Genomic DNA, 23,426 nt, shown 5'->3' on the forward strand with positions numbered 1-23,426 from the left:
AACTCTAGGAGCGTCTGGATCACTCGGTGAGGGATGATCGGCACACTGTCTGATGCGATGAGGTGGGGAGATATTCCACTGAGTGACTCATCCACACATGAGACGTCGAGCGCGGATCTGGCGTCCTATCGCCTGCGTCGTGAGCGGGAGCTCAGTTCGCTGTACGCCACCGCCCGCTCGCTGACCGCCCTCGGAGAGATCGACGAGGTGCTCGATTCGATCGTCCGCGCCGCGCATGAGCTGATCGGCACCGACATCACGTACCTCTCGCTCCTGACGCCCGAGGGCGAACTGACGCTGAAGGCCTCGCAGGGCACGATCTCGCCCTCCTTCAACCAGGCCAGCGTGCCGTCCGGGACCGGGGTCGGCGGCCGAGTCATCGCCACCGGCGCCCCCGCCTGGGTGAGCAACTACCTGAACACCCACGATGTGCCGCACGACCGGAATTTCGACGACCTCGTCACCCCCGAGGGGATGGTCGCGCTGCTGGGCGTCCCGCTGCTGGTGGGGGAGGAGGTCATCGGCGCGCTGTTCGCCGCCGACCGCACCGAGCGGCCTTTCGAGAACGACGAGGTGGCCCTGCTGAGCGCGTTCGCCGACCACGCGGCGATCGCGCTCAACAACGCCCGGCTGTACGACGAGAGCCGCTCCGCCCTCAAACAGCTCCAGTCCGCGTACCTCACCATCGAACGCCAGGTCGCCATGATGGAGCGGGCCCAGTCCGTCCACGAGTCCCTGGCCACCGTGGTGCTGACCGGCGGCGGCGCCACCGAGATCGCCGCGCTGCTGGTCGAGCACCTGCACGGCGTGGTCACCGTCTTCGACCGGCATGGCGCCGTCACCGCCCGGTGTTCGCCGGACCTGCCGCAGGCGCGGCCTTCGCAGTGGCCGGCGCCGGACGCGGTGGACCAGGCCCGGCGGTCCGGGAGGTGGGCGACGACCTCGGACGGCGCGGGCCGCTGGCACAGCGCGGCGGCCATCCAGGCCGGCGACACGCACCTCGGCGCCCTGCTGCTGACCCGTGACGAGGAGCCGACCCCGGTCGACATCCGCACCCTGGAACGCTCCGCCCAGATCATGGGCCTGCTCATCCTCAAGGAGACCGCCGTCGCCGAGGCCGAGGAGCGGGTCAGCGGCGAGCTGCTCACCGAGTTGCTGGTCAGCCCCCCGCCGGTGGGCCCGGCCCTGCGGGCGCGCGCGCACGCCCGAGGTGTCGACATCGATTCGCTGAACGCCATCGTCGTCGTGCAGTCCGAGACGAGGTTCGCGTCCGAGGTGAGCCGCCGGTTGCACGCCATGTCGCCGGAGTGGAACGGGCTCGCCGGCGAACACCTGGGCCGGGCCGCTCTGCTGGCCGCGACCGATGACGCCGCCGGACTCGCCGCGGCGGTGCACGGCCGCCTCCGCCGGGAACTCGGCTCGCCGGTGCGGGTGGTCGCCGAGGGCGTGCCGGACGGCACCTGGGAACGCGCGTTCGAGATCGCCGGCAAGTGCTGCGACCTCATGCTCGGCCTCGGCTTGACGGACCAGGGCTCGACGACCGAGCCGTACGCCATGTACGCGCTGTTGTTCGACACCGCCCGCGCGGAAGATCTGGACCGATTCCTCACCCAGTCGCTCGCGCCGCTGCTGGCCTACGACCAACGCCGATCTACCCGGCTCGTCGCCACCCTGTCGGCGTACTTCAGCAACTCCGGCAACCTCACCCGTACCGCCGGCGCCCTGCACGTACACATGAACACCCTGCTCAAACGACTCGACCGCGTCGAGACCATCCTCGGCGACCAGTGGCGTACGCCGGACCGAGTTCTCCAGCTGCAGGTGGCACTACGCCTGCACGACCTCCGGAACAGCATCGACCGGCAGACCTGAACGCTCAGGTCAGCACGGCGATGACGCTGCCCACGTACCACTGCTGGAACTGCTCGGGCGACCAGCCGCGCTGACCGACGAGCCAGTCGTAGTTGCGGATGTCCTGGGCGAGCCACAACACGTCGGCGGCCTGTTCCCGATCGATCCGCACCTCGCCGGTCTCGGCCAGGTCCGCGGCGAAGAGCAGCATGCCCCGGCGGCGCTCCTCGAGATTCTTGCGCCAGATCGCGGCGGCGTCGGCGTCGGCGGTCGCCGCGCCGGCCAGCGCCAGCATCACCTGTGCCTGCCGGGCGTGGACCTCGGCCAGGTGCCGGGCGTATCGGGTGAGTTTCGGCCGCAGGCCGGTCAGTGCGCGGATGTCGGCGACGAACGACCGGTTCTGCATCGCCACCTGCTCGTCGTCGCCGGCCAGCGTGACGTCGACCAGGTCGGAGAGCAGCTGGCGCTTGTTGCCGAACACCGCGTACACGGTCTGGATCGCGACGCCGGCCTCGGCGGCGACGGCGGTGAGTGGCGTGGCCGCGTAGCCGGGGTCCACGAACAGTTTGGCGGCCGCCTCGAGGATCGCCCGCCGGGTCTGCCGGGCCTGCTCCTCGCGCCGGGGCGAAACATATCGGCGGTTGACAGTCACTGGCGTAGCGTAGTCCACTATTGGATAGAGTCCCACTCTATCCAACAGAAGGTGGCTGCCATGCCGTTCGGCGTCGTTCAGGACATGCCAGGAGTCAGTGAGCAGGAGTACCGGCAGGTCGAGAAGCACCTCGGCCCGGACCGTCCGCCGGGCTTGCTGGCACACGTCGCCGGTCCTTCGGAGCAGGGCTGGCGGATCATCAACGTGTGGGCCGACGAGGCCGCGTTCCGCAGGTTCCAGTCGGAACGCCTGGTCCGCGCGGCCGGCCTGGCCGCACAGGAGGACGGCTTCGACCCGGCCAAGGCCGCCACGTTCACCTCGGCCAGCGTCGACGGCGCCGAGATGCCGTTCTGATGAGGGCCGCCGCCCTGCGCGCCCGCAATGCCGCCTTCTGGGAGCAGGCTGCACCGGGGTGGATCGAGCATGCCGACCGGCAGGACGAGATCGGCCGGCCGTTGGGCGCTGCGGCCCTCGACCGGCTGCGGCCGCGGCCCGGCGAGCGGGTGCTGGACGTCGGCTGCGGATGCGGTGGAGCCACGGCGGAGCTGGCACGTGCGGTGGCTCCGACGGGCAGCGCCGTCGGACTCGACCTCGCCGAGGCGATGGTGGCGGCGGCCCGGGCCCGATTCGCCGAGCCGGGCCTGCGGTTCCTGGCCGGCGACGTGGAAACCCTCGATCACGTGCCCGGCGCGCCGTTCGACGCCGTTCACTCCCGGATGGCGCTGATGCTCTTCGCGGATCCGGTCGCCGGGCTGACCACGATCCGGCGTTCCCTGCGCGCGGGCGGCCGGCTGGCCGCAACCGTGTTCCGCGACGGTGGCGTGAACCCGTGGCTGCCGGCGGCGATGCTCGGCGCGGCACCGTCGCTGGGCGCGTTGCCGCCGCTGCCGCTGGGCGATGAGCCGGGGCCGTTCGCCTTCGCCGATCCGGCGCGAGTGACCCGTCTGCTCACCGCGGCGGGCTTCCTCGACATCGAGGTCGACGCGCACGACGTGACCCTCGAAGCGCCGGACGACCCCGGAGCCGTCGCCGCCTGGCTGATCGAGATCGGTCCGGCCGGTGCGGCCTACCGGGCGGCCGGTACGCCCGCCCGTACCGCCGCCCGGGCCGGGGCGGCGCGACTGCTCGAGCGGTTCCGCACGGCCGGCGCCGGCTACCACTTGCCGTCCGGATGCTGGCTGATCACCGCGACAAGTCCCGAACCCACCCGTAGACAGGATTCAAGTCAGTGACGACTCGCCAGGCGATCCTCGCACTTCTCACCAGCGCCGCCGTGCTGTCCGGCTGCTCCGCTTCTCCCTCGGCTTCTCCCTCGACCGAATCCGCGCCGGCCCGGAACGCGGCCGCGGGGGCCGGCTGCGGCGACGCCGCCACCAAGGTCGAGGAGTACGTCGCCAGTAAGGAAATCAGCGAGGTCACGGTGAACGGCCAGTGCACCAACGTCACGATCGACACCAACCTGGCCGACGACGACACCGCCGGCGGCAAGGAGATCTGCGAAGCCGCCGGCAAGGTCGTCTACACCGGCGACATCAATTCCGTCACCGTACGCAGCAGGTCGGGCGCCGAGATCTCCACCGGCATCGACGGGGCTCGCTGCCTGCCCTGACCACCGCGTGTCGAGCCGGTCACGGGCGCTGAGCGGCGACCGTCTCCCCGGGCCCGGAGCCGGGCCCGGGCTGATCCGCCGCCGGCGGCCTTCCGCCGGCGAGCTGCTTGGACAGCCGCTCACCTTCGACGTCGACGTTCGGCAGGATCCGGTCGAGCCACTTCGGCAGCCACCACGCCGACCTGCCGAGCAGTGACAGCACGGCCGGGACGATGGTCATCCGGACCAGGAAGGCGTCGACCGCCACGCCGAACGCGAGGGCGAACCCGAGCGACTTGATGATGATGTCGTCGGCCAGGACGAAGCCCGCGAAGACGCTCATCATGATCAGCGCCGCGGCGGTGACGACCCGCGCGCCGTGCCTCATGCTGGCCACGACGGCGTCGTCCGGGGCGGCGCCGTGCACGAACTCCTCCCGGGCCCGGATGATCAGGAAGACCTCGTAGTCCATGGCGAGTCCGAACAGGATGCCGATCAGGAAGATCGGGATGAAGCTGACGATCGGGCCGGTCGACTCGATGCCCACCAGATCGGTGAGGTGGCCCTGCTGGAAGATGAAGACCAGGGCGCCGAAGGACGCGACCACCGACAGCAGAAATCCCAGCGTCGCCTTGATCGGCACCAGGATGCTGCGGAACACCACCAGCAGCAGGACGAACGCGAGGCCGACCACAACGGCCAGATAGGGCAGCAGCGCGTCGTTGATCTTCTCCGACACGTCGATGTCGACCGCGGTCCGGCCGGTGACGGCCAGGGTCGCGCCGCCGGTGGCCGCGGTGAAGTTCGCCTGCTGGGCGCGGATGTCGTGCACGAGCGTCTTGGTCTCCTCGCTGAGGGGACCGCTCTGCGGGATGACGTTGAGGGTGGCGGTGTCTCCGGCCCGGTTCGGCTCCGCCCCGGTGGCGATCACCACGCCCTCGAGACCGGAGATGAGCTTCTGCGCCTGTTCGCCCGCGGCCGCTGACTGGCCGGCGGCGGCCTCGACCACCACGAGCAGGGGACCGTTGATGCCGGCTCCGAAGCCTTCGGCCAGCTGGTCGTACGCCTTCCGCTGGGTTGACCCGGCGGCCGCGGTGCTGTCGTCGGGCAACGCGAGGTTCAGGTCGAGACCCGGGATCGCGACGATGCCGACCACGACCAACGACAGGACCAGTGCGGGTACGCGATGCCTGACCACGCCGCGGGCCCAGCGCTCGCCCATCGGAGTCCTGGCAGGCCGGCCGATGCCGCGGCGCTGAGACCGGGGCAGGATCTTGCGGCCGGCGAAGCCGAGCAGGGCGGGCACCAGGGACAGGCTGATCACGACAGCCACGGCGACGGTGCCGGCCGCGGCGACACCCATGGAGGCCAGGAACGGGATCCCGACCACGGAGAGTGCGGCCAGGGCGATGATGACGGTCAGCCCGGCGAAGACGACTGCCGAACCGGCGGTGCCGGCGGCCCGGCCGGCGGCCTCCTCGCCGCTCCGGCCGGTCGTGAGTTCGTGCCGGTAGCGCGACAGGATGAACAGCGCGTAGTCGATACCGACGGCCAGGCCGAGCATGACGGCCAGGTCGGCGGTGTTCGAGGTCAGGTCGAGGAAGCCGGTGGTGATCTGGATGCCGAGCATGCCGATGCCGACGCCGATGAGCGCGGTCAGGACCGGCAGGCCCGCGGCGACGAGGGAGCCGAACGTGATCAGCAGGACGACGGCGGCCACGACGATGCCGAGACCTTCGGCTCCACCGCCTGCTTCCTCCTGCTCGGTGACCTCCCCGGAGTACTCGACGCCGACACCGGCTTGCCGTGCGGTGTCGCCGGCGGCGAGCAGCGCCTCACGCGATGCGGCAGTCACCTCGGTCGCCACCACCGCGTAGTCGACATTGGCGTAAGCCGTCTTCCCGTCCGGCGCGATCGTCTTCGCCTCGTACGGGTCGTCGACCGTCGTCACCTGGGGCGCCTTGCGCAGGGCGCCGACCGTGGCCCGTACGGCGGCCTGCTGGTCCGGGCCGGCCAGCGTGCCGTCGCCGGAAACGGTGAACACCACCCTCGCCGAGGCGGTGTCAGTGCCCCCGTGGAACTTGTCCGTCACCACCTCCAGGGCCTGCAACGACTCGGTGCCGGGGATGGCGAGCTCGTCACTGGTCGGCCCGGACAGCTGGGCCGCTCCCACGCCGAACAGGCCCAGGAGCATCACCCACACGATCAGTGTCAGCCGCCGGCGCCGGAACGAGAACCGGCCCAGTCGGTACAAAAGGCTTGCCACGAACGTCCTCCTACAGTCGTGTGGCCCCGTTCAGGGGCCGTCTCACGATCGCGGCAGGCACCGGGGTGTGTCGTCCCGCCGGCGCAGGCGGCCGGCTACTGCGAACGCGGTACTTTGACAGCGCTCAGTACTGCGGGAAGGGGTCGATGGGAACGGCTCGCCGCACTACCGTCGTGATGATGTACGTGGCAGTCAGCCAATGGAGGTCCACGCGCCTCGACCGTTACCGTGGCCCGCTGGGCGATGTGATGCTGGCGGCGATCGGGGTCGCTCTACTGCTGTACCTGGGTCCGACGCCGGTGAACGTCGGTACGGCGCTGCTGGCGGTGGCGTGCGCCGCGCTGATCCTGGTACGCCGCCGGTATCCCGTACCGGTCCTGCTGGCCGGCGCCGCTGTCTTCATGCTCACCATTGCCCTGACCCGGCCCCCGGACGGGATGTTCATCGTCGCCGGCGTGCTGACCTACTCCGCCGCGGTGTCCGGCCCGCGTCGCCGGCCCTGGTTCTATGCCACGCTCATGTGGGGTTCGCTCATGGTCGCCGGCTCGGTGACGTACCTCGGCGACTGGTGGAGCACCGACCAGTTCACCACGTTCGCGATCGTCTTCGGCGGCGCGGCGGCGGGGGACTCGACCCGGATGCGCCGGGCGTACATCGCCGAGGTGACCGAGCGGGCCAGGCAGGCGGAGATGAGCCGCGACGAGGAGGCCCGCCGCCGAGTGATGGACGAGCGTCTGCGCATCGCCCGGGAACTGCACGACGTCGTCGCCCATCACATCGCGGTGATCAGCGTCCACGCCGGCGCCGCCGGCCACGTGCTGCGCAACGAGCCGGACAAGGTGTGGCCGGTGCTCGGGCACATCCGCACCGCCGCGGACACCGTCCTGGACGAGATCAAGTCGGTGGTCAGCGTGCTGCGTGACGCGAACGAGGTCCGGAGCACCGAACCGGCGCCCGGCGTGGAGCGCCTGCCGGAGCTGCTGTCCGGGCTGAGCGCCATGGGCTTCGCCGTCCGGCATCAGCAGCGCGGCGAGCCCCGGCCGTTGCCGGCGGTGGTGAACCTGGCTGCGTACCGCATCGCGCAGGAGGCACTGACCAACGCCCACCGGTACGGCGACGGCGGCACCACCCTCGAGCTCGAGTACACCGTCGATACCGTGAGCATCGACGTCACGAACCGCATGGCCGGGTACGCCGATGGCCGGCCCGGCGCCGGGTTCGGGCTGCTCGGCATGCGGGAGCGGGCTGCGGCCGCGCGCGGCACGATCGAGGCCGGGCCGGTCGCGGGCGGCCTCTTCCGGGTTCATGCCGAGTTACCCACCGACGATCAGGCGGTCAACCGCCTCAACGCGTCCGCCACCGCCGAGCGGGCGTGACGTGGCCATCCGCGTTCTCCTCGCCGACGACCAGGCTCTCATCCGCGCCGGATTCAGGATGATCATCGATGCCGAACCCGGTCTGGAAGTGGTCGGTGAGGCCTCCGACGGCGCCGAGGCCGTCGAGCTGTGCCGCAGCGGCCGGGTCGATGTCGTCCTGATGGACATCCGGATGCCGCACGTGGACGGTATCGAGGCGACCCGCCGCATCGGCGCCGACGAGCGCCTCGCCGGCGTGCGGGTGCTGGTGCTCACCACGTTCGAGGACGACGACAACGTGATCTACGCCTTGCAGGCCGGGGCCAGCGGTTTCCTGGGCAAGAACGTGGCGCCCGGCGATCTCGTCAACGCCATCCGGGTGGTCGCCGACGGCGAGGCACTGCTGTCACCGCGGGCCACCAGTGGTCTGGTGAGCCGGCTGATCGCCGACGTCCGGCCGCCCGTCGCGGAGGTGCCGGAGCTGGCGCTGGTCACCGATCGGGAGCGGGAGATCCTGCTGCTGGTCGCACACGGGCTGTCGAACGACGACATCGCGGAGCGGCTGTACCTTTCGCGACTGACGGTCAAGACGCACGTCAACCGCACGATGATCAAGCTGAATGCCCGTGACCGTGCCCAGCTGGTGGTTTTCGCCTACCGGCATCACCTGGTCAAGCCGGGCGACCCCCTGCCCGACCGCCGGTAACGACCGCCGTCCGTTCCAGAATGGAACAGCGGTGCGATTACCCGGGCAGCGCGACGTGGAAATATGACTCAGGGTATTCGCAGAAGCGGCGTAACGCTGTGCGTGAAGCGCTGATTTCAGCGAGACGGTTCGTCGATATAATAGTCGGCTAAATCCAGCAATTGACACGTCTGAATGTCTATGTACGCTGTCATTCGCAAGCACACTATCTACGGATGGATCGAATGCGGATTCCTGTCATGCACGTACCGCTCCGGCGGCGCCTCACCACGACGATGATCGCCGTCGGGGTGATGACCCTCGCGCTCGTGGCGGTACGGGCACCGGCCGAGGCGGCGACCGGGTCGCCGGTGGTCGGCGTGGACTCGGGCCGCTGCCTGGACGTCGTCGCCCAGTCCCAGGCGGACCAGGCCAGGCTGAACCTCTACGACTGCGTCGGGCAGGCCAACCAGGCCTGGACGCTGACCTCGGCCGGTGAGCTGCGGGTGTACGACCAGCCGAAGTGCTTGGACGTCGCCGGTCAGGACACGACGGCGCCCGCGGTCGTGCAGATCTACCGCTGCACCGGCAACGCCAATCAGAAGTGGCGGCTCAACGCCGACGGCAGCATCACCGGCGTGCAGTCCGGCCTCTGCCTGGACGTCACTGGCGGCAACACGGCCAACGGCGCCGAGGTCGGCATGTGGACGTGCAACGGGCAGGGCAACCAGAAATGGCGGACGACCGGGGCGGACACCGAGGCGCCGAGCGTGCCGGGGAATCCGCGGGTGAGTGATCTGGTGTGCGACGCGGCGACCTTCGCGTGGAACGCGTCGGCCGACAACGTCGGGGTGGCGTTCTACGACATCTTCCACGACGGGCAGCTGATGAAATCGGTCGGCGGAACCACGCTTTCCACCAGCCTGACCGTGGTCGCCGGAGCGACGTGGGGTCTCTACGTCAACGCCCGGGACGCCGCCGGCAACGTGTCCCAGGCCAGTACGACGGTGTCGATCACCCCGCCGCACTGCCAGGACGACTCCGAGGCGCCGACCGCGCCGGCCGGGCTCACCGGCTCGGTGTCCGGCACCACCGTCACGCTGAACTGGACGGCGGCCACCGACAACATCGGCGTGCGGGCGTACGACGTCTTCCGGGACAACGCCAAGGTCGGCACGATCACCGGGACCGCGACCACGCCGCCGGCCACGTCGTTCATCGACAGTGGACTGGCGGCCAGAACGGCCTACTCCTACTACGTGGTGGCCCGCGACGCGCAGGCCAACGTGTCGCCGCGCAGCAACACCGTGACGGTTACCACCGGTGCGGCCTGCGGCAGCCCAGTCTGCGGGGTCACTCCGATCGCCACCGAGACGGATCTCCCGTGGGGCCTGGTCACGCTGGCCGACGGGACCATCCTGTACACCCGCCGCGACGCCCACGACATCATCCGGCTCAACCCGGCGACCGGGGCCAAGACCACCCTCGGCACCGTCCCGAACGTGCAGAACACCGACGGCGAGGGCGGCCTGCTCGGCCTGGCGGTCTCGGCCGACTTCGCCGGCGACCACTGGCTGTACATCATGCACACCTCGCCGAGCGACAACCGGATCGTCCGGATCCGGCTCGACGACGACAGTTTGAACACCGCCACCGAGCAGATCCTGCTCTCCGGCATCCTGCGCAACAAGTACCACGACGGCGGCCGGCTGCGGTTCGGCCCGGACGGCAAGCTGTACGCCAGCACGGGCGACGCCCAGAACGGCGCCAACGCCCAGAACCTGAACAGCCTCAACGGCAAGGTGCTGCGGCTGAACACCGACGGCTCGGTCCCCTCGGACAACCCGTACGGCAACTACGTGTGGAGCTACGGCCACCGCAACCCGCAGGGGCTGGCCTTCGACTCGCAGGGACGGCTCTGGGAGCAGGAGTTCGGCGACGGCATCATGGACGAGACGAACCTGATCACCAAGGGCGGCAACTACGGCTGGCCGGCCTGCGAGGGCACCAGCGGCACCTGCGGTACGGCCGGGTTCCTCGCGCCCAAACGCACGTACCCGACCAGCGAGGGTTCGTGTTCCGGGATCGCGATCGTGCGCGACGCGCTCTACGTGGCCTGCCAACGCGGAACCCGCATGTACCGCGCGGTGATCAGCGGCACCAGCCTGATCGACGTGCAGACCTACTTCAACGGCACGTACGGCCGGCTGCGCACCGTCGAGCCCGCGCCCGGTGGCGGCCTCTGGCTGACCACCAGCAATGTGGGTGACAAGGACAGCACGCCGAACAACAGCGACGAACGAATCTTCCGCGTGACTCTCGGCAACTGACCGGAGGCGAACGTGCACATCAAACGGCGTGACCTGTTGGCGATCGGCGTCGGGGCGGCGGGTTTGTCCGCAGCCGGGGTGGCGTTCGGCAACCCGGCCGGGGCGGCGCTCAGCGGCCCGGTGACCGAGACGATGACGCTGACCGGCACCGATGCCGACCACACCGTCGACTGGGACTTCCAGGTCACCGCCGGTCGCCGCAGCGGTGAATGGAGCACGATTCCCACCCCGTCGAACTGGGAGTGCCACGGCTTCGGCAGCTACAACTACGGCTCCACCCTCGTCCCGGAGGAGCGAGGAAACTACCGTCACACCTTCACCCCGCCGTCCTCGTGGGCGGGCCGGCGGATCCACCTGGTCTTCGAGGCCGCCATGACCGACACCGAAGTGTGGGTCAACGGCACGTCGGCCGGGTCACGGCACCGGGGTGGCTTCTACGAGTTCCGGTACGACGTGACCGAGCTGCTGCGGCTGGGCCAGCCCAACCTGCTGGAGGTCACGGTCAGCAAGGAGTCCTCGGACAACTCGGTCAACGACGCCGAGCGCCGGGGCGACTACTGGAACTTCGGTGGGATCTTCCGTCCGGTCTCGTTGCGGGCCTTCCCGGCCGTCCACATCGAGCGGTTCGCGGTGGACGCGCGGGCCGACGGGTCCTTCGCCGTGGACGTGATGCTGGCCGGTGTCACCGCCGCCGGGCGGGTGACCGGCCGGATCAGGCGGCTGGACGGCACCGCGGTCGGCGCGGACTTCTCGGTCGCCGTTCCGGCGGGCGCCACCAAGGCGACGTTGACGACGACTGTGGACGGGCCGCTGCAGTGGACCGCGGAGACCCCGGACCTCTACCAGGTCGAGATCTCGGTCGCCACCGGCTCCGGCACGGTGCTGCACAGCATCGGCACCCGGTTCGGCTTCCGCACCATCGAGGTACGCGCCGGGGACGGCATCTACGTCAACGGCCGCCGGGTGGTGCTCAAGGGCGCCAACCGGCACACCTTCTGGCCGACCCTGGGCCGTGCCTCCAGCCCCCGGATCGCCCGGCTGGACATCGGGCTGATGAAGGACATGAACATGAACGCGGTACGGATGTCGCACTATCCGCCCGACCCGTACTTCCTCGACCTGTGCGACGAGCTCGGCCTCTATGTTCTCGACGAGCTCGCCGGCTGGCAGAAGCGCTACGACGAGGGCGTGGGCGCGCCACTGGTCGCGGCGCTGGTGACCCGTGATGCCAACCATCCCAGCGTGCTGTTCTGGGACAACGGCAACGAGGGCGGCTGGAACGTCGGTCTCGACGACGACTTCGCGCAGTACGACCCGCAGAAGCGCACCGTCCTGCACCCGTGGACCACGTTCAACAACGTCGACACCAGCCACTACCAGTCGTACGACAGCACGGTCGCCAAGGCGGCCGGCGGCACCGTCTTCATGCCCACCGAGTTCCTGCACGGCCTCTACGACGGTGGCGCCGGCGCCGGCCTGAACGATTACTGGCGGGTGATGGGCGGCGGCCAACGGTCGGCCGGCGGATTCATCTGGTCGCTGTTCGACGAGAGCGTGGTCCGCGACGACCGGGGCGGCGCCCTGGACACCTTCGGAAACCGGGCGCCCGACGGCATTCTCGGCCCGTTCCGGGAGAAGGAGGCCAGCTTCTTCACGATCCGCGACATCTGGTCGCCGATCCAGCTCAGCAACCCGGACTACTACGCCTCGACCTTCCCGAGGTCGTTCGACCGGACCGTCAAGATCGTCAACCGGTACGACTTCACCGATGTCAGCCGGTGCCGGTTCCGCTGGCAGCTGGTCACCTTCGTATCGCCCGGCGCCGGCGCCGGGCACACGGTCACCGCACAGGGCACTTTGACCGGCCCGAGCATCGCCCCGGGCGCCGCCGGCTCGGTACCTCTGGACCTGCCCGCCGACTGGAGCAATGCCGACGCGCTGATGCTGAGCGCGACGGATCCCGGCGGACGCGCCGTCGCCGGCTGGACCTGGCGGATCAAGAAGGCGGCCGACTTCGCCGGACGGCTGGTGATCCCGGTCGCGGGCAGCGTGACCGCCGTCGAGGACTCCACCGGCATCACCATGACGGCCGGCCCGACCACCGTGACGATCGGCAAGGCGAACGGGCGGCTGACCGGGGTACGGCAGGCGGGCACACCGGTATCGCTGACCAACGGCCCGGCGCCGGCCGACGGCTCGTCGACCTTCGGCGGTCTCACCCACTTCCAGGACGGAACGGCGTGGGTGGTGCAGGCGACCTACACCGGTGATCTGACCACCGTACGGTGGCGGCTGGACGCCAACGGCTGGCTCCACCTCGAATACACCTATCGCCGGACCGGCAACCACGACTACTTCGGTGTCGGCTTCGATTACCCGGAGGCGAATGTCCGCGGCCTGACCTGGCTCGGCGACGGGCCGTACCGGGTCTACAAGAACCGGCTGCGGGGAGTGTCGGCCGACGTCTGGACGAAGCAGTACAACAACACGGCCACCGGCGCCGCCGGGTTCCAGTACCCGGAGTTCAAGGGCTATCACGCCCGTACCTGCTGGGCGGCGCTGAGCACCACCGAGGGCACCATCACGATGGTCGCCGCCGACGAGGGCCTCTTCCTGCGCCTCTTCACGCCCGCGGCCGGGCCCGACCCGATTACCGCCACCGCTCCGTACCCGTCGAAGGGTCTGTCCTTTCTGGACGCGATCGCGCCGATCGGGAACAAGTTTCACAGTGCCGGCGTGCTGGGCCCGGAGAGCCGGCCGAACGTCGGCGCCGGCGATTACCACCGCACCATTTATTTCCGATTCGGCGCCTGACCTATCCGGGGACGATCTCTGCCTGCCTGCGTTGTCCCGGGTCATCGCCCCCATCGACCTCCCCAGCGTCTTCCGCCCGTTAGCGCCCTTTCCCGGAATGTCCTCTCCCGCCTCGCGGCCGGTGTTCGAGGCGAGTGGAACGTCAATCCTGACGGCCTGGGAACGGTGATTCGGTGGACCTGCGAGTTAAAGCCGCTCCCCGGCCGTCGCGGGGTTCTCGCCGGCCCGTTCACGCCGCTCCGGCGCCGGTACATGGCCGCGGCGCTCGCGAGGTGCGTGCGCGCGGCCGGACAGCAGGGGATCTCGGGCGAAGGTGCCCGGCGGACGTGATCCTCGAGGTCTGCGTCAAGGTCTCCGCCCGCCGGGGCTCAAGGACGGGTCAGAGGAACTCGCTGCGATAGGCGGAGGCCAGCTCGGCGGCTCGGCGGCGTTGCTCGGTGACCTCGTCGTCGGTCAGCCGCGGCGGCGGTGCGTCCCAGCCGTCGACCGTGGTGCCGATGCGCGTGAAGTACTCGTCCTGGCCGGCCGGGGTGCACATGCAGAGCATGCGGGCCGGCGCACCGGAGACGTTGCGGAAGAAGTGCGGCGCGTTCGCCGGGACGTTGACCGTGGACCCGGCCCGCACGGTGTGCTTCTCACCGCGGAACGTGAACTCGATTTCTCCTTCGAGAATGGTGAACATCTCCTCGAAGTCGTGCCGGTGCGGCGGCGGGCCGCCACCGTCCGGTACGCGCATGTCGATGAGGCAGTACCGGCCATCGGTCTGCTCGCCGGTGATCAGCATCGCGTACGTGTTGCCGACCAGGGAAACGAACGTCGTGGCCGGGTCGGCCGGGTCCGCGACGGTCAGCGATCGCGTGGGGTCGTCATCGGGAATCATGCTGCGAGTCTGTGGGAGCTCGCCGAGCCCGTCCAGGGACAGGTCAACCCGGGATGATCAGCATCCTCCGTCCTACGCGGTCCTGCTCTGCTTGTCCGTCCCGGAATGGGACGCCGGCCGCGGCCGGATGGCCGCACGCACCGTGAAATGTGACGCTCGGTGTTCACGGCACCCCGTAGAGCGTTCGTGTGAATTGCTGATCCGGGTGCGCCGGTTCCTCGATACCGTTGGCATTGCCGCGAGACAGTTCTTCGGCATGCGTGTCGTTCGTGGGGCTGGGAGGACGATGGACCGGGCACTGCTGGCCGATTTTCTCCGGGCGCGCCGCGAGGTGTTGCAGCCGGAGGATGTCGGGCTTGCGCGGGGGCCCCGGCGGCGTACCGGTGGTCTGCGGCGTGAGGAGGTCGCGGCGCTGGCCGGCATGTCGGTGGACTACTACAGCCGGATCGAGCAGCAGCGCGGCCCGATGCCGTCCGAGCAGGTGCTCGCCGCGCTGGCCCGGGGGTTGCATCTGAGCCTGAGCGAACGGGATCACCTGTTCGACCTCGGTGGGCACCCGGCGCCGCGACGGGTCCTGCGCGATGACCACGTCAGCCCGACCATGTTGCGTATCGTCGAGCGGCTGGCGGACACGCCGGCGTTGGTGATGTCGCGGTTCGGGGAGACGTTGCTGCAGACCCGGCCGGCGGTTGCTCTGCTCGGGGATTACACCCGGTTCACCGGCATGTCGCGCTACCTGGTGTACCGGTGGTTCACCGACCCGGCCAGCCGCGACCTCTACCCCGTGGAGGACCACGCGCTGCGGGGCCGGGTTTTCACCGTGGACATCAGGGCGGCGTACACGGCCGACCCTGGAGGCCGGGCCGGCGAGATCGTGGCGGCGCTCCTGGAGGTCAGCCCCGAGTTCGCCGAGGTCTGGCGGTTGCATGAGGTGGATGTGACTCACCACCTCGACCTCAAGCGGTACCGGCATGCCGAGCTGGGGGAGCTGGAGCTGTACTGCCAGCGGCTGGTGGACCCGGATCAGGCCCAGGAACTGCTGGTCTTCTCCGCGGCACCGGGCTCACCGAGCCATGGCAACCTCCAGCTCCTGGCGGTCGTCGGCTGAGCGGCGCGGGTGTCGGCTCGCTCACACCTCATTGCTTCGAACTCGAAGCATGCTACGGTTCAAGTGCTTCGAAATCGAAGCACTGGATTTCAACGAGAGGCAAGTGGTTGTGATGAAGGCAGTGCGTTTCCACGAGTACGGCGACCCGGGAGTCCTGCGGTTCGAGGATGTGGAGCGGCCCGTCCCCGGTGCGGGGCAGGTGCTGATCCGGGTCGCCGGGACGTCGTTCAACGGCGTCGACGGCAACATCCGCGGCGGGTTCATGCAGGGCCCCATCCCGGTGACGCTGCCGCACACGCCGGGCATCGACGTTGCCGGCACGGTCGAGGCGCTGGGCGAGGGGGTGACCGGTCTCGAGGTCGGCGGCCAGGTTGTCGGGTTCCTGCCGATGGTCGCCGACGGTGCGGCCGCACAGTACGCCGTGGCGCCGGCCGAGGTGCTGACGGCGGCGCCGGCGACTGTCGCGCTGGCGGATGCCGCCGCGTTGCCGACCGTGGGCCTGACCGCATGGCAGGCGCTGTTCGAGCACGCGGAGCTGGCGGCCGGGCAGCGTGTCCTGATCAACGGCGCCGGCGGCGGCGTCGGTGGCTACGCCGTTCAGCTGGCCAAGAACGCCGGCGCGTACGTCATCGCCGTCGCCGGTCCCCGGAGCGGCGAGCAGGTCACGAAGGCGGGCGCCGACGAGGTCGTCGACCACACCACCACCGACGTGGCCACGGCGGTTACCGAGCCGGTCGACGTCGTGCTCAACCTCGCCCCGGTCGACCCGGAGCGGCTCGCCGCCCTGGTCACCCTGATCCGCCCGGGCGGTGTGCTGGTGAGCACCACGGTCTGGATGCCCGCACCCTCGGACGACGAGCGCGGCGTACGGGGCATCGACCTGTTCGTGCGCAGCGACGCCGAGCAGCTGGCCCGCCTGGTCGCACTGATCGACTCCGGCGAGTTGCACGTCGACATCGCCCAGCGGGTGCCCCTGGCCGACCTGCCGACGGTGCACGCCCAGGCCGCCGCCGGCGCTCTGCCCAGCGGCAAGACGATCATCGTCGCGCCCTGACCGTCAGCATCAGAAAGGAAAGATCATGTCACTCTCACTGGATCCCGAGATCGCCGCGGCGCTGGCCCCGATGGCCGGCGCGATGGCCGAGGCCAAACCGCCGGCCGTGGGCGACATCGAGGGCCGCCGCGGCCTGTGGGAGCCGATCATCGGCGCCTCCGGCACAGCGCAGCCGATCCCGGCCGATGTGCGCACGAGCGAGCACTACGCGACGGCGGACGACGGGGCGCGGATCAAGATGCGCTGGTACGCCAAGGACGGCGCCGTGCCGGGTCCGGCCGTGCTGTTCTTCCACGGCGGCGGGTACATCTTCGGTCACATCGACCTGTTCGACGGCCCGGTTTCCCGCTACGTGTCGGCGAGCGGTGTGCCGATGCTGTCGGTGGAGTACCGCCGCGCACCCGAGCACCCCTTCCCGACACCGCTCGAGGACGCGTACGCGGCGCTGCGCTGGTTGCACGAGCACGCGAACGAGCTGGGCGTCGACACCGAGCGGGTCGGCGTCATGGGTGACAGCGCCGGCGGCGGCATGGCGGCGGCCCTGACCATCCTGACCCGCGAGCGGGGCGGCCCGAAGATCGCGCGGCAGATCCTGCTGATGCCCATGCTCGACGACCGCACCACCACGCCCGACCCGTACGTCGAGGCGAACGCGCTGTGGTCCTACGACGACAGTCGCACCGCGTGGCCCGCGTTGCTCGGCGACGCCGCCGGCGGGCCCGACGTCCCGGCCACGGCGGCTCCGGCCCGCCTCGAGGACGCGACCGGCCTGCCGCCGGCCTACATCGAGGTCGGCCAGATCGACGTCTTCCGCGACGAGGACATCGCCTACGCGACCAAACTCGGCCGCGCCGGCGTACCGGTGGAGTTCCATCTGCATCCCGGCGCCCCGCACGAGTTCGATTCCATCGCGTTCGGCTCCGACGTGGCCCGGCGCGCCATCGCCGACCGTGTCCGCGTCCTCAGATCCATCTGAGCCCGTCCCATATCGGAACGCCTGCGGCGGGCCTCTGCCCTGAATCCGCTACAGCACGACCCACGTGACTGCGCTGATTACTCATTGATAGCAGTCGATCGGTTTGCCATCATGGCAGCAGCTGTAAGGAAACTTGACCGAGGTCTGACCCGCGCGCCTCCGAGAGGACACCCATGATCAGGCGAATTTCCCTCGTCGCGCTGGTAGTCACCATGGTGACGACCACGGTCGCGGTCACCGCGGTTCGAAGCGACGCGGACACCGTGCCACGCGCGGTCACTCCACTCACCGCGAACACGAACGCCGCGTTCGACGCGCTCAACGCCGCGTTGCTGGTGAGCAACGGCAATCAGCGTTACTACAAAGAATCGCTGACCGTGGGGGACAAGGACTACTTCTGGCGCCAGGCGCTGGCCATCCAGACGGCCGAGGACGTGTACGAGAGCACCAGGAGTTCCGCCACCCGCGACCTGATCGGACGCCTTCTCGACACCTTCCTGCAGCAGAACCAGGGTTCCGGCGGGTTGTACGACTGGAACTGGAACAACTTCAACGACGACCTGCTCTGGGCCGGCCTCGCCTTCATCCGCGGTTACCGGATCACCGGCAATCGGACCTACCTCACCCAGGCCCAGTACGCCTTCAACCGGGTGTACGACCGGGGGTGGGACGGTGCGCTCGGCGGCGGCGTCTGGTGGAGCATCGACAAGGCGGACAAGAACGCCCTGAGCAACAGCCCCGCGGTCATTCTGGGTGTCCTGATCTACGAGGGAACCAACGACCGCGGTTACCTGGACAAGGCACAGGCGATCTACGACTGGGTGTGGCGCACACTGCTGGACCGCGGCACCGGTGGCGTGCACGAGACGATAACCGCCGCCGGTGAGCTCTCCGGGGGCCAGACCGTCTACTCGGCGGGCGCCTTCGTCGGTGCGGCGCAGGCTCTGTACCGCAACAACGGCCGGTCGTCCATCTTCGACGATGCCAAGCGTACGACCGACTGGGTCATCCGGGCCAGGACGGTCAACGGCCTTCTGACCGACGGCAGGCGTGCGGGAACCTGGCAGTCGGAATTCGCCCGGGGCATGGGCGAGTTCGTCCGGCAGAACAACCTGTGGGCCCAGTACTACGACTGGATGAAGCGCAACGCGGACGCGGCCTGGAGTGTGCGCCGTACCGACCTCAACCTGTCCTGGAACCGCTGGGACGCGCAGACCCCGCGGGACAGCACGACCACCACCGAGGCCATCGGCGCCGTGGTCATGCAGGCGGTCACCCCGGCGTCCAGGCCGAACGGCACGACGAACGCCGTCCTGAGCAACTTCAACGACAAGTGCATCGACGTACCCGGCTCCAACTACAGCGACGGCCAACGGCTCACCACTTGGACCTGCAACAACGGTGGGAACCAGACATGGGAGTTCGCCGGAGGCACGCTTCGGACAGGCAACAACAAGTGCATGGACGTGGCCGGCGGCTCCACGCAGGACGGGGCGGTCATCCAGATCGCGACGTGTTCGGGAAACCAGGCGCAGCAGTTCACACTCACCGCGACGGGCGCCCTGGTCAACCCGGCAGCGAACAAGTGCGTGGACATCAAGAGCTGGAACGGCGCCGACGGTGCGGAACTCCAGCTGTGGGGCTGCAACGGCGGCACCAACCAGAAGTGGCATCGTGGCTGAAGCCGTCCACCCGGCGGTCAGCTCCTCCCGTTCCGCTCCGCGTGCTTTCCGCTGCGGTAGACCCAGAGCGCAACCTCCACCCGGGTGCGGACCTCCAGCTTCGCGCGGATGTTCATCAGGTGGCTGTCCACGGTGCGGGTGCTGATGGAGAGGTCTTTCGCGATCTGAGCGTTCGTCAGGCCGTCGGCGACCCGCAGCGCCACCGCGAGCTCCCGGCGGGTCAGGACGCCGGTGAGGTCCTCGTCGATCGGAGTGCCCCCGCTGACCGCCAGATCGGTGAGCTGCGCAACCGTCATCGATGAGCCCTTGGCCGACGCCGCCACGGCCGCCGCGGGGTCGATGGCGTGTTGCGCCGCGCTCTTCGCCGCTTCGAGCTGCCGAGTCCAGAAATCCTGCACCGGGCGGCCTCTGGTGGTCGTTCCGGCCAGCAGGGTGAGGGCGAGCATGTGCTGCTTGCGCCGTACCGCGAGGATGGCCGCGCATTCGATGGCGCTCAGGACGGTATCGCGGTCAGGCACCGACATGGTGAGGACGGCGGTGACGTACTCGGCGGCGGCCGCGTCGTCCCGTTGCAGAGTGGCCGTCACGGCGGCGGTGTGCAGCAGGCTCATCCCGGAGTGGTTGGCGAAGCGGGCGGTGATCGGCAAGCTCCGATCGGACCGCGACTCGTAGATCCGGATGGACTCCGTGATCGCCTCGCGCGCCGCGACCAGGTCGCCGCTGGTGACGAACAGCCATGCCTGCTTGTTGAGGACCCAGCCGGCCAGGCCCGTCCGATCCACTCGCATCAGCAGCTCGACCAGTTCGTTTCCGACCTGGATACCGCCGGGGAGGTCGCCGGTGGAGGCGCGCGTGAACATCACGCTGGTGAGGGCGATCGCCAGTGTGTCCACGTCGTCCAGCCCACGGGCCAGCTCGAGAGCCTCGTTCGAGTGGCGGACCGCGGCATCGAGATCGCCTTGGCGGGTGTCGTTCTTCGCGAGCCAGGTCAGGGCGTTCGAGCGGTGGAGCGGCGATGTCGAAGGATCGTTCAGCACGTCGGCGAGGAGTCTTCCGACCTCGTCCAGATCGGCGGCATTGGCGAGAAAGCGCGAGAGCAGAATGGCCAACGTCGGGTGCGAAGGATGACTGATGGCGGCGGCGACGTCCACCCCGTAGCGGAGGTTGTCCAGCTCGAGGACGATCCGGTGCTCGGTCGCTGTCAGCTCGTCGCCCCCCGGATGCTTGAGGAGCTGCTGCTCGAAGCCGGCCAGCCAGTCCAGCAGCAGGATCTGCGTGGGTACGAGTTCGCCGGCGTCGGCCAGCACCTCCTGGCCGAACGCCCGCAGCGATTCGAGCATCCGGAACCGGCCCGGCTGCTGCGCGTCGACGACGATCAGTGACTTGCGAGCCAAGTCGGTCAGCAGCGCCGACAACTGCTTGCGCGGCAGACTCAGGCCGGCTGTCGTGGCGTCCGCGGTCTGCTCGTCGAACCCACCGGGCAGGACCGAGAGCCGGGCGAACACCCCTTGTTCCGTCTGGTCCAGCAGGTCGTAGCTCCATTGAATCGCGTCGCGAAGGCCTCGCCGGCGGCCGTTCGTCCCGCGCTGGGCGTTGACGAGCAGATCGAGCCGCTCCGCCAGCTTCGGCAGCAACGACTCCGGAGTCAGCACGTCCATCTGGCCCGCGGCGAGTTCGATGGCGAGCGGCAAGCCGTCGAGCCGGTCGCAGATCTCTGTGATGAGGTCCGCCCAGGCGCCGGCCTCGAAGCCCGGTCGTGACTCCGACGCCCGCGTGCCGAACAGACGTGCCGCGTCCGCCCGCAGCGGTTCGAGCACCGTGACGGTCTCGCCCTGGGCGCGTAGCGCCTCGCGGCTCGTGGTCAGAACATGCGTTTCCGGGGCTGTGGCACGCAGCTTCGAGACAACGTCGACCACGCCGTCGATCACGTGTTCGCAGTTGTCGAGCACGAGCAGCGCGGCTCCGGACTCGCCGGGCTCGCCCGCCGTACCGACGGCCGACGCCACCTGCCACGGCTTGGTCACGGGTGCCAGCGAGACCCATCTGACCCCACCGGGATAGGACGGTTCGACGCGCCGGGCCAGTTCCCCGGCAAGCCTGGTCTTCCCGACGCCCACCGGGCCGATGACGCTGAGCAGCCGCGTCCGGCCCAGCAGGTCGGACAGTTCGGCGAGTTCACGCTCGCGGCCGACGAAGGTGTCGAACCAGGGCGGCACCCGGCCCGCCGTCGAAGGCGCCTCGGGCAGGTCCGGCGGGGATTCGCGGGCGGTCAGGATGGCGGCGCCGCTGCGGTACTGGCGGTGCAGCGTCGAGGCCGGGATGTCGAGCAGCTCGGCGAGCTGCCGCCAGCTGAGCCCCCGCTCGAGCCCGAGCTCCACGGCCGAGCGGAGTCCCCAGGCGGCCACGCGCTGAGCCTCGGCGAGCGCCGACGCGATGGCCGCGGTCCCCGACGCGTTGTTCGCGGACTCGGCCACGGCGGCGAGCTGTCGCAGGTAGGCCTCGACGTCACTGCCCGGCCCGCCCTCTTCGCGGTGTACCAATGCGCCTCCGTGAACTCATGACAGGCCGCCGTCATCACCCCAGGTCCGTGCCCTGCGCCGGAGCCATCATGACCAACAATTCCAACGTTACAGCTCGTGACAACCTGGGGCCGTTTGTACCACCTTCAACTCCTGCCGCACCTTGGGCTTGGGATGCGCATGTCAGCGGTGCCGCGCCGGCCGCGGATGCCGGCGACGAGCGCGACGCCGACTGCGGCGAGGCCGATCTGCAGATAGGACGGTTGCGTTACTGCAGGTCAGAGGCAGTTGCAGCGTTGTCGCGGGGATGGCCGCCCGCCTATCGTCAAGGTATGACCGACCATGACCACGAGCACGGATGGTTGCACGGGCTGCGGCATGCCGTGACGCCGCACTCGCATGACTCCGCCGACAAGGTGGACTCCGCGCTCGAGTCGTCTCGTGATGGCTTGCGGGCGTTGTGGATCTCTCTGGTGGTGCTGGGGGTCACCGCGGTGCTGCAGGCGGTGATCGTGGTGTTCTCGGGGTCGGTCGCGTTGCTGGGGGACACGCTGCACAACGTGGCGGACGCGTTGACGGCGGTGCCGTTGGGGATCGCGTTCCTGCTGGGGCGGCGCGCTGCGACCCGTGCGTACACCTATGGGTTTGGTCGTGCTGAGGACCTGGCCGGCGTCGTGATCGTCCTGGTGATCGTCGGCTCGGCCGTGCTGGCCGGGTGGACGGCGGTGGAGCGGCTGCTCGACCCGGAGCCGATGACCCACATCCCGTGGGTGCTGGCCGCCGGGGGCGCGTGGCTGGGCTGGTCGTGGGCGGACCCGGTCGTCGGCCTGGCCATCACCGTCGCGATCCTGGTCATCCTCAAGGACGCCGCGCGCGAGGTCTATCATCGGCTGATGGACCGCGTCGATCCGGAGATCGTCGACCGGATCGAGCGGGAGTTGCGCGGCCTGGAAGAGGTCCGCGATGTGTCGGGGCTGAAGCTGCGCTGGATCGGGCACCGCATGCACGCCGAGGCGTCCATCGTGGTCGACTCGGGCCTGAGCCTGCTGTCGGCGCACCGGATCGCCGCCGATGCCGAACATCAGCTGACCCACCGGGTGCCGCGGCTGAGCGGGGTGACCGTGCATGTCGACCCGGACATTCACGCCGGACACGAGCACCATGTGGGGCTGTCGCACGAGCACCGGCAGCACGTCGCCGGCCGCTGATGCCGCCGTTCGGTGGAGCGGCGGGCCCGTGACGCCACCTTGATCGGTTCCGCGCCCGACCTGTGCGTGGTCCGCGAGGCCGGCAACGGAGAGGAGGTGCTCGGTCTCGTCCGCGCGACGCCGGTGGACGTCGTGCTGATGGACATCCGGATGCCCGGGATGGACGGCCTCGAGACCACCCGCCGGATCACCGCGGACCCCGGCCTCGCGGCCGTGCGCGTGCTGGTGCTGACCACGTTCGAGATCGACGAGTACGTCTTCGCCGCGCTCCGTGGCGGCGCCAGCGGCTTCCTCGGCAAGAGCGCCGACCCCGCCGACCTGCTCGACGCCGTCCGGATCGTGCACCGCGGCGAAGCCCTGCTCACCCCGGCCGCGACGCGCAGCCTGATCCCTCGTTGCCATTCCTCAGGCCGGGCCGCGACCGGCCGATCAAGCTACTGATGGGGTAACAGGTGTGT

General features: G+C 69.7%; 18 protein-coding genes. 14 read left to right on the forward strand and 4 right to left on the reverse strand.

What is annotated here, in order from left to right; genetic code table 11:
- The first annotated feature begins 57 nt into the window (after nucleotides 1-57).
- A complete protein-coding gene (locus QSK31_RS06055) occupies nucleotides 58-1,872 on the forward strand; it encodes a helix-turn-helix domain-containing protein (protein WP_285681804.1) in 1,815 nt (604 codons plus the stop codon).
- Nucleotides 1,873-1,876: 4 nt separating this feature from the next.
- Here the strand turns inward: QSK31_RS06055 and QSK31_RS06060 are convergent, their stop codons facing one another.
- Entirely contained in the window at nucleotides 1,877-2,503 is a 627-nt protein-coding gene (locus QSK31_RS06060) for a TetR/AcrR family transcriptional regulator (protein WP_285681806.1), read from the reverse strand.
- A gap of 60 nt (nucleotides 2,504-2,563) precedes the next feature.
- On the opposite strand from QSK31_RS06060, the gene QSK31_RS06065 reads away from it, so the two are divergent.
- The 3 genes from QSK31_RS06065 to QSK31_RS06075 are packed head-to-tail and all read left to right on the forward strand — an operon-like array spanning nucleotide 2,564 to nucleotide 4,112.
- Complete coding sequence (locus QSK31_RS06065; protein WP_285681807.1) at nucleotides 2,564-2,857, forward strand: hypothetical protein; 294 nt, start codon at nucleotides 2,564-2,566, stop codon at nucleotides 2,855-2,857.
- The gene (locus QSK31_RS06070; RefSeq protein ID WP_285681808.1) at nucleotides 2,857-3,735 is read left to right on the forward strand and encodes a class I SAM-dependent methyltransferase; all 879 of its coding nucleotides are present in this window, start codon (nucleotides 2,857-2,859) and stop codon (nucleotides 3,733-3,735) included. Before QSK31_RS06065 ends, QSK31_RS06070 begins: the two co-directional genes overlap by 1 nt.
- Nucleotides 3,732-4,112 (forward strand): hypothetical protein, encoded by a 381-nt coding sequence (locus QSK31_RS06075; RefSeq protein WP_285681809.1) that lies wholly within the window; start codon nucleotides 3,732-3,734, stop codon nucleotides 4,110-4,112. Before QSK31_RS06070 ends, QSK31_RS06075 begins: the two co-directional genes overlap by 4 nt.
- Before the next feature lie 19 nt (nucleotides 4,113-4,131).
- Here QSK31_RS06075 and QSK31_RS06080 read toward each other — a convergent pair whose 3' ends face one another.
- Complete coding sequence (locus QSK31_RS06080; RefSeq protein WP_285681811.1) at nucleotides 4,132-6,357, reverse strand: MMPL family transporter; 2,226 nt, start codon at nucleotides 6,355-6,357, stop codon at nucleotides 4,132-4,134.
- Nucleotides 6,358-6,536: 179 nt separating this feature from the next.
- On the opposite strand from QSK31_RS06080, the gene QSK31_RS06085 reads away from it, so the two are divergent.
- From QSK31_RS06085 to QSK31_RS06100, 4 genes are all read left to right on the forward strand, one after another.
- Nucleotides 6,537-7,733: a sensor histidine kinase gene (locus tag QSK31_RS06085; RefSeq protein ID WP_285681812.1), complete on the forward strand. Its 1,197-nt coding sequence runs from the start codon at nucleotides 6,537-6,539 to the stop codon at nucleotides 7,731-7,733.
- Nucleotide 7,734: 1 nt separating this feature from the next.
- Nucleotides 7,735-8,418: a response regulator gene (locus tag QSK31_RS06090; protein ID WP_285681814.1), complete on the forward strand. Its 684-nt coding sequence runs from the start codon at nucleotides 7,735-7,737 to the stop codon at nucleotides 8,416-8,418.
- Between the two features lie 239 nt (nucleotides 8,419-8,657).
- Nucleotides 8,658-10,727 carry a PQQ-dependent sugar dehydrogenase gene (locus QSK31_RS06095; RefSeq protein ID WP_285681815.1) on the forward strand — a complete coding sequence of 690 codons (2,070 nt, stop codon included), beginning with the start codon at nucleotides 8,658-8,660 and terminating at the stop codon, nucleotides 10,725-10,727.
- Between the two features lie 12 nt (nucleotides 10,728-10,739).
- Nucleotides 10,740-13,541 (forward strand): glycoside hydrolase family 2 TIM barrel-domain containing protein, encoded by a 2,802-nt coding sequence (locus QSK31_RS06100; RefSeq protein ID WP_285681816.1) that lies wholly within the window; start codon nucleotides 10,740-10,742, stop codon nucleotides 13,539-13,541.
- 379 nt (nucleotides 13,542-13,920) lie between these two features.
- Here QSK31_RS06100 and QSK31_RS06105 read toward each other — a convergent pair whose 3' ends face one another.
- Complete coding sequence (locus QSK31_RS06105; RefSeq protein WP_285681817.1) at nucleotides 13,921-14,421, reverse strand: cupin domain-containing protein; 501 nt, start codon at nucleotides 14,419-14,421, stop codon at nucleotides 13,921-13,923.
- Between the two features lie 286 nt (nucleotides 14,422-14,707).
- Here QSK31_RS06105 and QSK31_RS06110 point away from each other — a divergent pair, with 286 nt between their 5' ends.
- From QSK31_RS06110 to QSK31_RS06125, 4 genes are all read left to right on the forward strand, one after another.
- Nucleotides 14,708-15,529: a helix-turn-helix transcriptional regulator gene (locus QSK31_RS06110; protein ID WP_285681818.1), complete on the forward strand. Its 822-nt coding sequence runs from the start codon at nucleotides 14,708-14,710 to the stop codon at nucleotides 15,527-15,529.
- 112 nt (nucleotides 15,530-15,641) lie between these two features.
- The gene (locus QSK31_RS06115) at nucleotides 15,642-16,583 is read left to right on the forward strand and encodes an NADP-dependent oxidoreductase (protein WP_285681820.1); all 942 of its coding nucleotides are present in this window, start codon (nucleotides 15,642-15,644) and stop codon (nucleotides 16,581-16,583) included.
- Between the two features lie 25 nt (nucleotides 16,584-16,608).
- Nucleotides 16,609-17,559, forward strand: a complete 951-nt coding sequence (locus QSK31_RS06120; protein WP_285681822.1) for an alpha/beta hydrolase — start codon at nucleotides 16,609-16,611, stop codon at nucleotides 17,557-17,559.
- Between the two features lie 173 nt (nucleotides 17,560-17,732).
- Nucleotides 17,733-19,241 carry a glycoside hydrolase family 76 protein gene (locus QSK31_RS06125; protein WP_285681823.1) on the forward strand — a complete coding sequence of 503 codons (1,509 nt, stop codon included), beginning with the start codon at nucleotides 17,733-17,735 and terminating at the stop codon, nucleotides 19,239-19,241.
- Nucleotides 19,242-19,258: 17 nt separating this feature from the next.
- On the opposite strand, the gene QSK31_RS06130 is transcribed toward QSK31_RS06125, so the two are convergent.
- Entirely contained in the window at nucleotides 19,259-21,781 is a 2,523-nt protein-coding gene (locus QSK31_RS06130) for a LuxR C-terminal-related transcriptional regulator (RefSeq protein ID WP_285681825.1), read from the reverse strand.
- Between the two features lie 68 nt (nucleotides 21,782-21,849).
- Here QSK31_RS06130 and QSK31_RS06135 point away from each other — a divergent pair, with 68 nt between their 5' ends.
- Both QSK31_RS06135 and QSK31_RS06140 read left to right on the forward strand, forming a co-directional pair.
- Nucleotides 21,850-22,968: a cation diffusion facilitator family transporter gene (locus QSK31_RS06135; protein ID WP_285681827.1), complete on the forward strand. Its 1,119-nt coding sequence runs from the start codon at nucleotides 21,850-21,852 to the stop codon at nucleotides 22,966-22,968.
- A 12-nt stretch (nucleotides 22,969-22,980) separates the two neighbouring features.
- A complete protein-coding gene (locus QSK31_RS06140; protein WP_352244375.1) occupies nucleotides 22,981-23,409 on the forward strand; it encodes a response regulator in 429 nt (142 codons plus the stop codon).
- Nucleotides 23,410-23,426 lie beyond the last annotated feature (17 nt).

This window comes from Actinoplanes sp. NBRC 103695 (assembly GCF_030269485.1).
Lineage (GTDB): Bacteria > Actinomycetota > Actinomycetes > Mycobacteriales > Micromonosporaceae > Actinoplanes.

Bases quoted from the DNA above. Each gene is read 5' to 3' on its own strand.
- QSK31_RS06055 (WP_285681804.1), top strand. From the start codon at position 58: ATGAGGTGGGGAGATATTCCACTGAGTGACTCATCCACACATGAGACG.
- QSK31_RS06065 (WP_285681807.1), top strand. From the start codon at position 2,564: ATGCCGTTCGGCGTCGTTCAGGACATGCCAGGAGTCAGTGAGCAGGAG.
- QSK31_RS06070 (WP_285681808.1), top strand. From the start codon at position 2,857: ATGAGGGCCGCCGCCCTGCGCGCCCGCAATGCCGCCTTCTGGGAGCAG.
- QSK31_RS06085 (WP_285681812.1), top strand. From the start codon at position 6,537: ATGTACGTGGCAGTCAGCCAATGGAGGTCCACGCGCCTCGACCGTTAC.
- QSK31_RS06095 (WP_285681815.1), top strand. From the start codon at position 8,658: ATGCACGTACCGCTCCGGCGGCGCCTCACCACGACGATGATCGCCGTC.
- QSK31_RS06105 (WP_285681817.1), bottom strand. From the start codon at position 14,421: ATGATTCCCGATGACGACCCCACGCGATCGCTGACCGTCGCGGACCCG.
- QSK31_RS06110 (WP_285681818.1), top strand. From the start codon at position 14,708: ATGGACCGGGCACTGCTGGCCGATTTTCTCCGGGCGCGCCGCGAGGTG.
- QSK31_RS06115 (WP_285681820.1), top strand. From the start codon at position 15,642: ATGAAGGCAGTGCGTTTCCACGAGTACGGCGACCCGGGAGTCCTGCGG.
- QSK31_RS06120 (WP_285681822.1), top strand. From the start codon at position 16,609: ATGTCACTCTCACTGGATCCCGAGATCGCCGCGGCGCTGGCCCCGATG.
- QSK31_RS06125 (WP_285681823.1), top strand. From the start codon at position 17,733: ATGATCAGGCGAATTTCCCTCGTCGCGCTGGTAGTCACCATGGTGACG.
- QSK31_RS06135 (WP_285681827.1), top strand. From the start codon at position 21,850: ATGACCAACAATTCCAACGTTACAGCTCGTGACAACCTGGGGCCGTTT.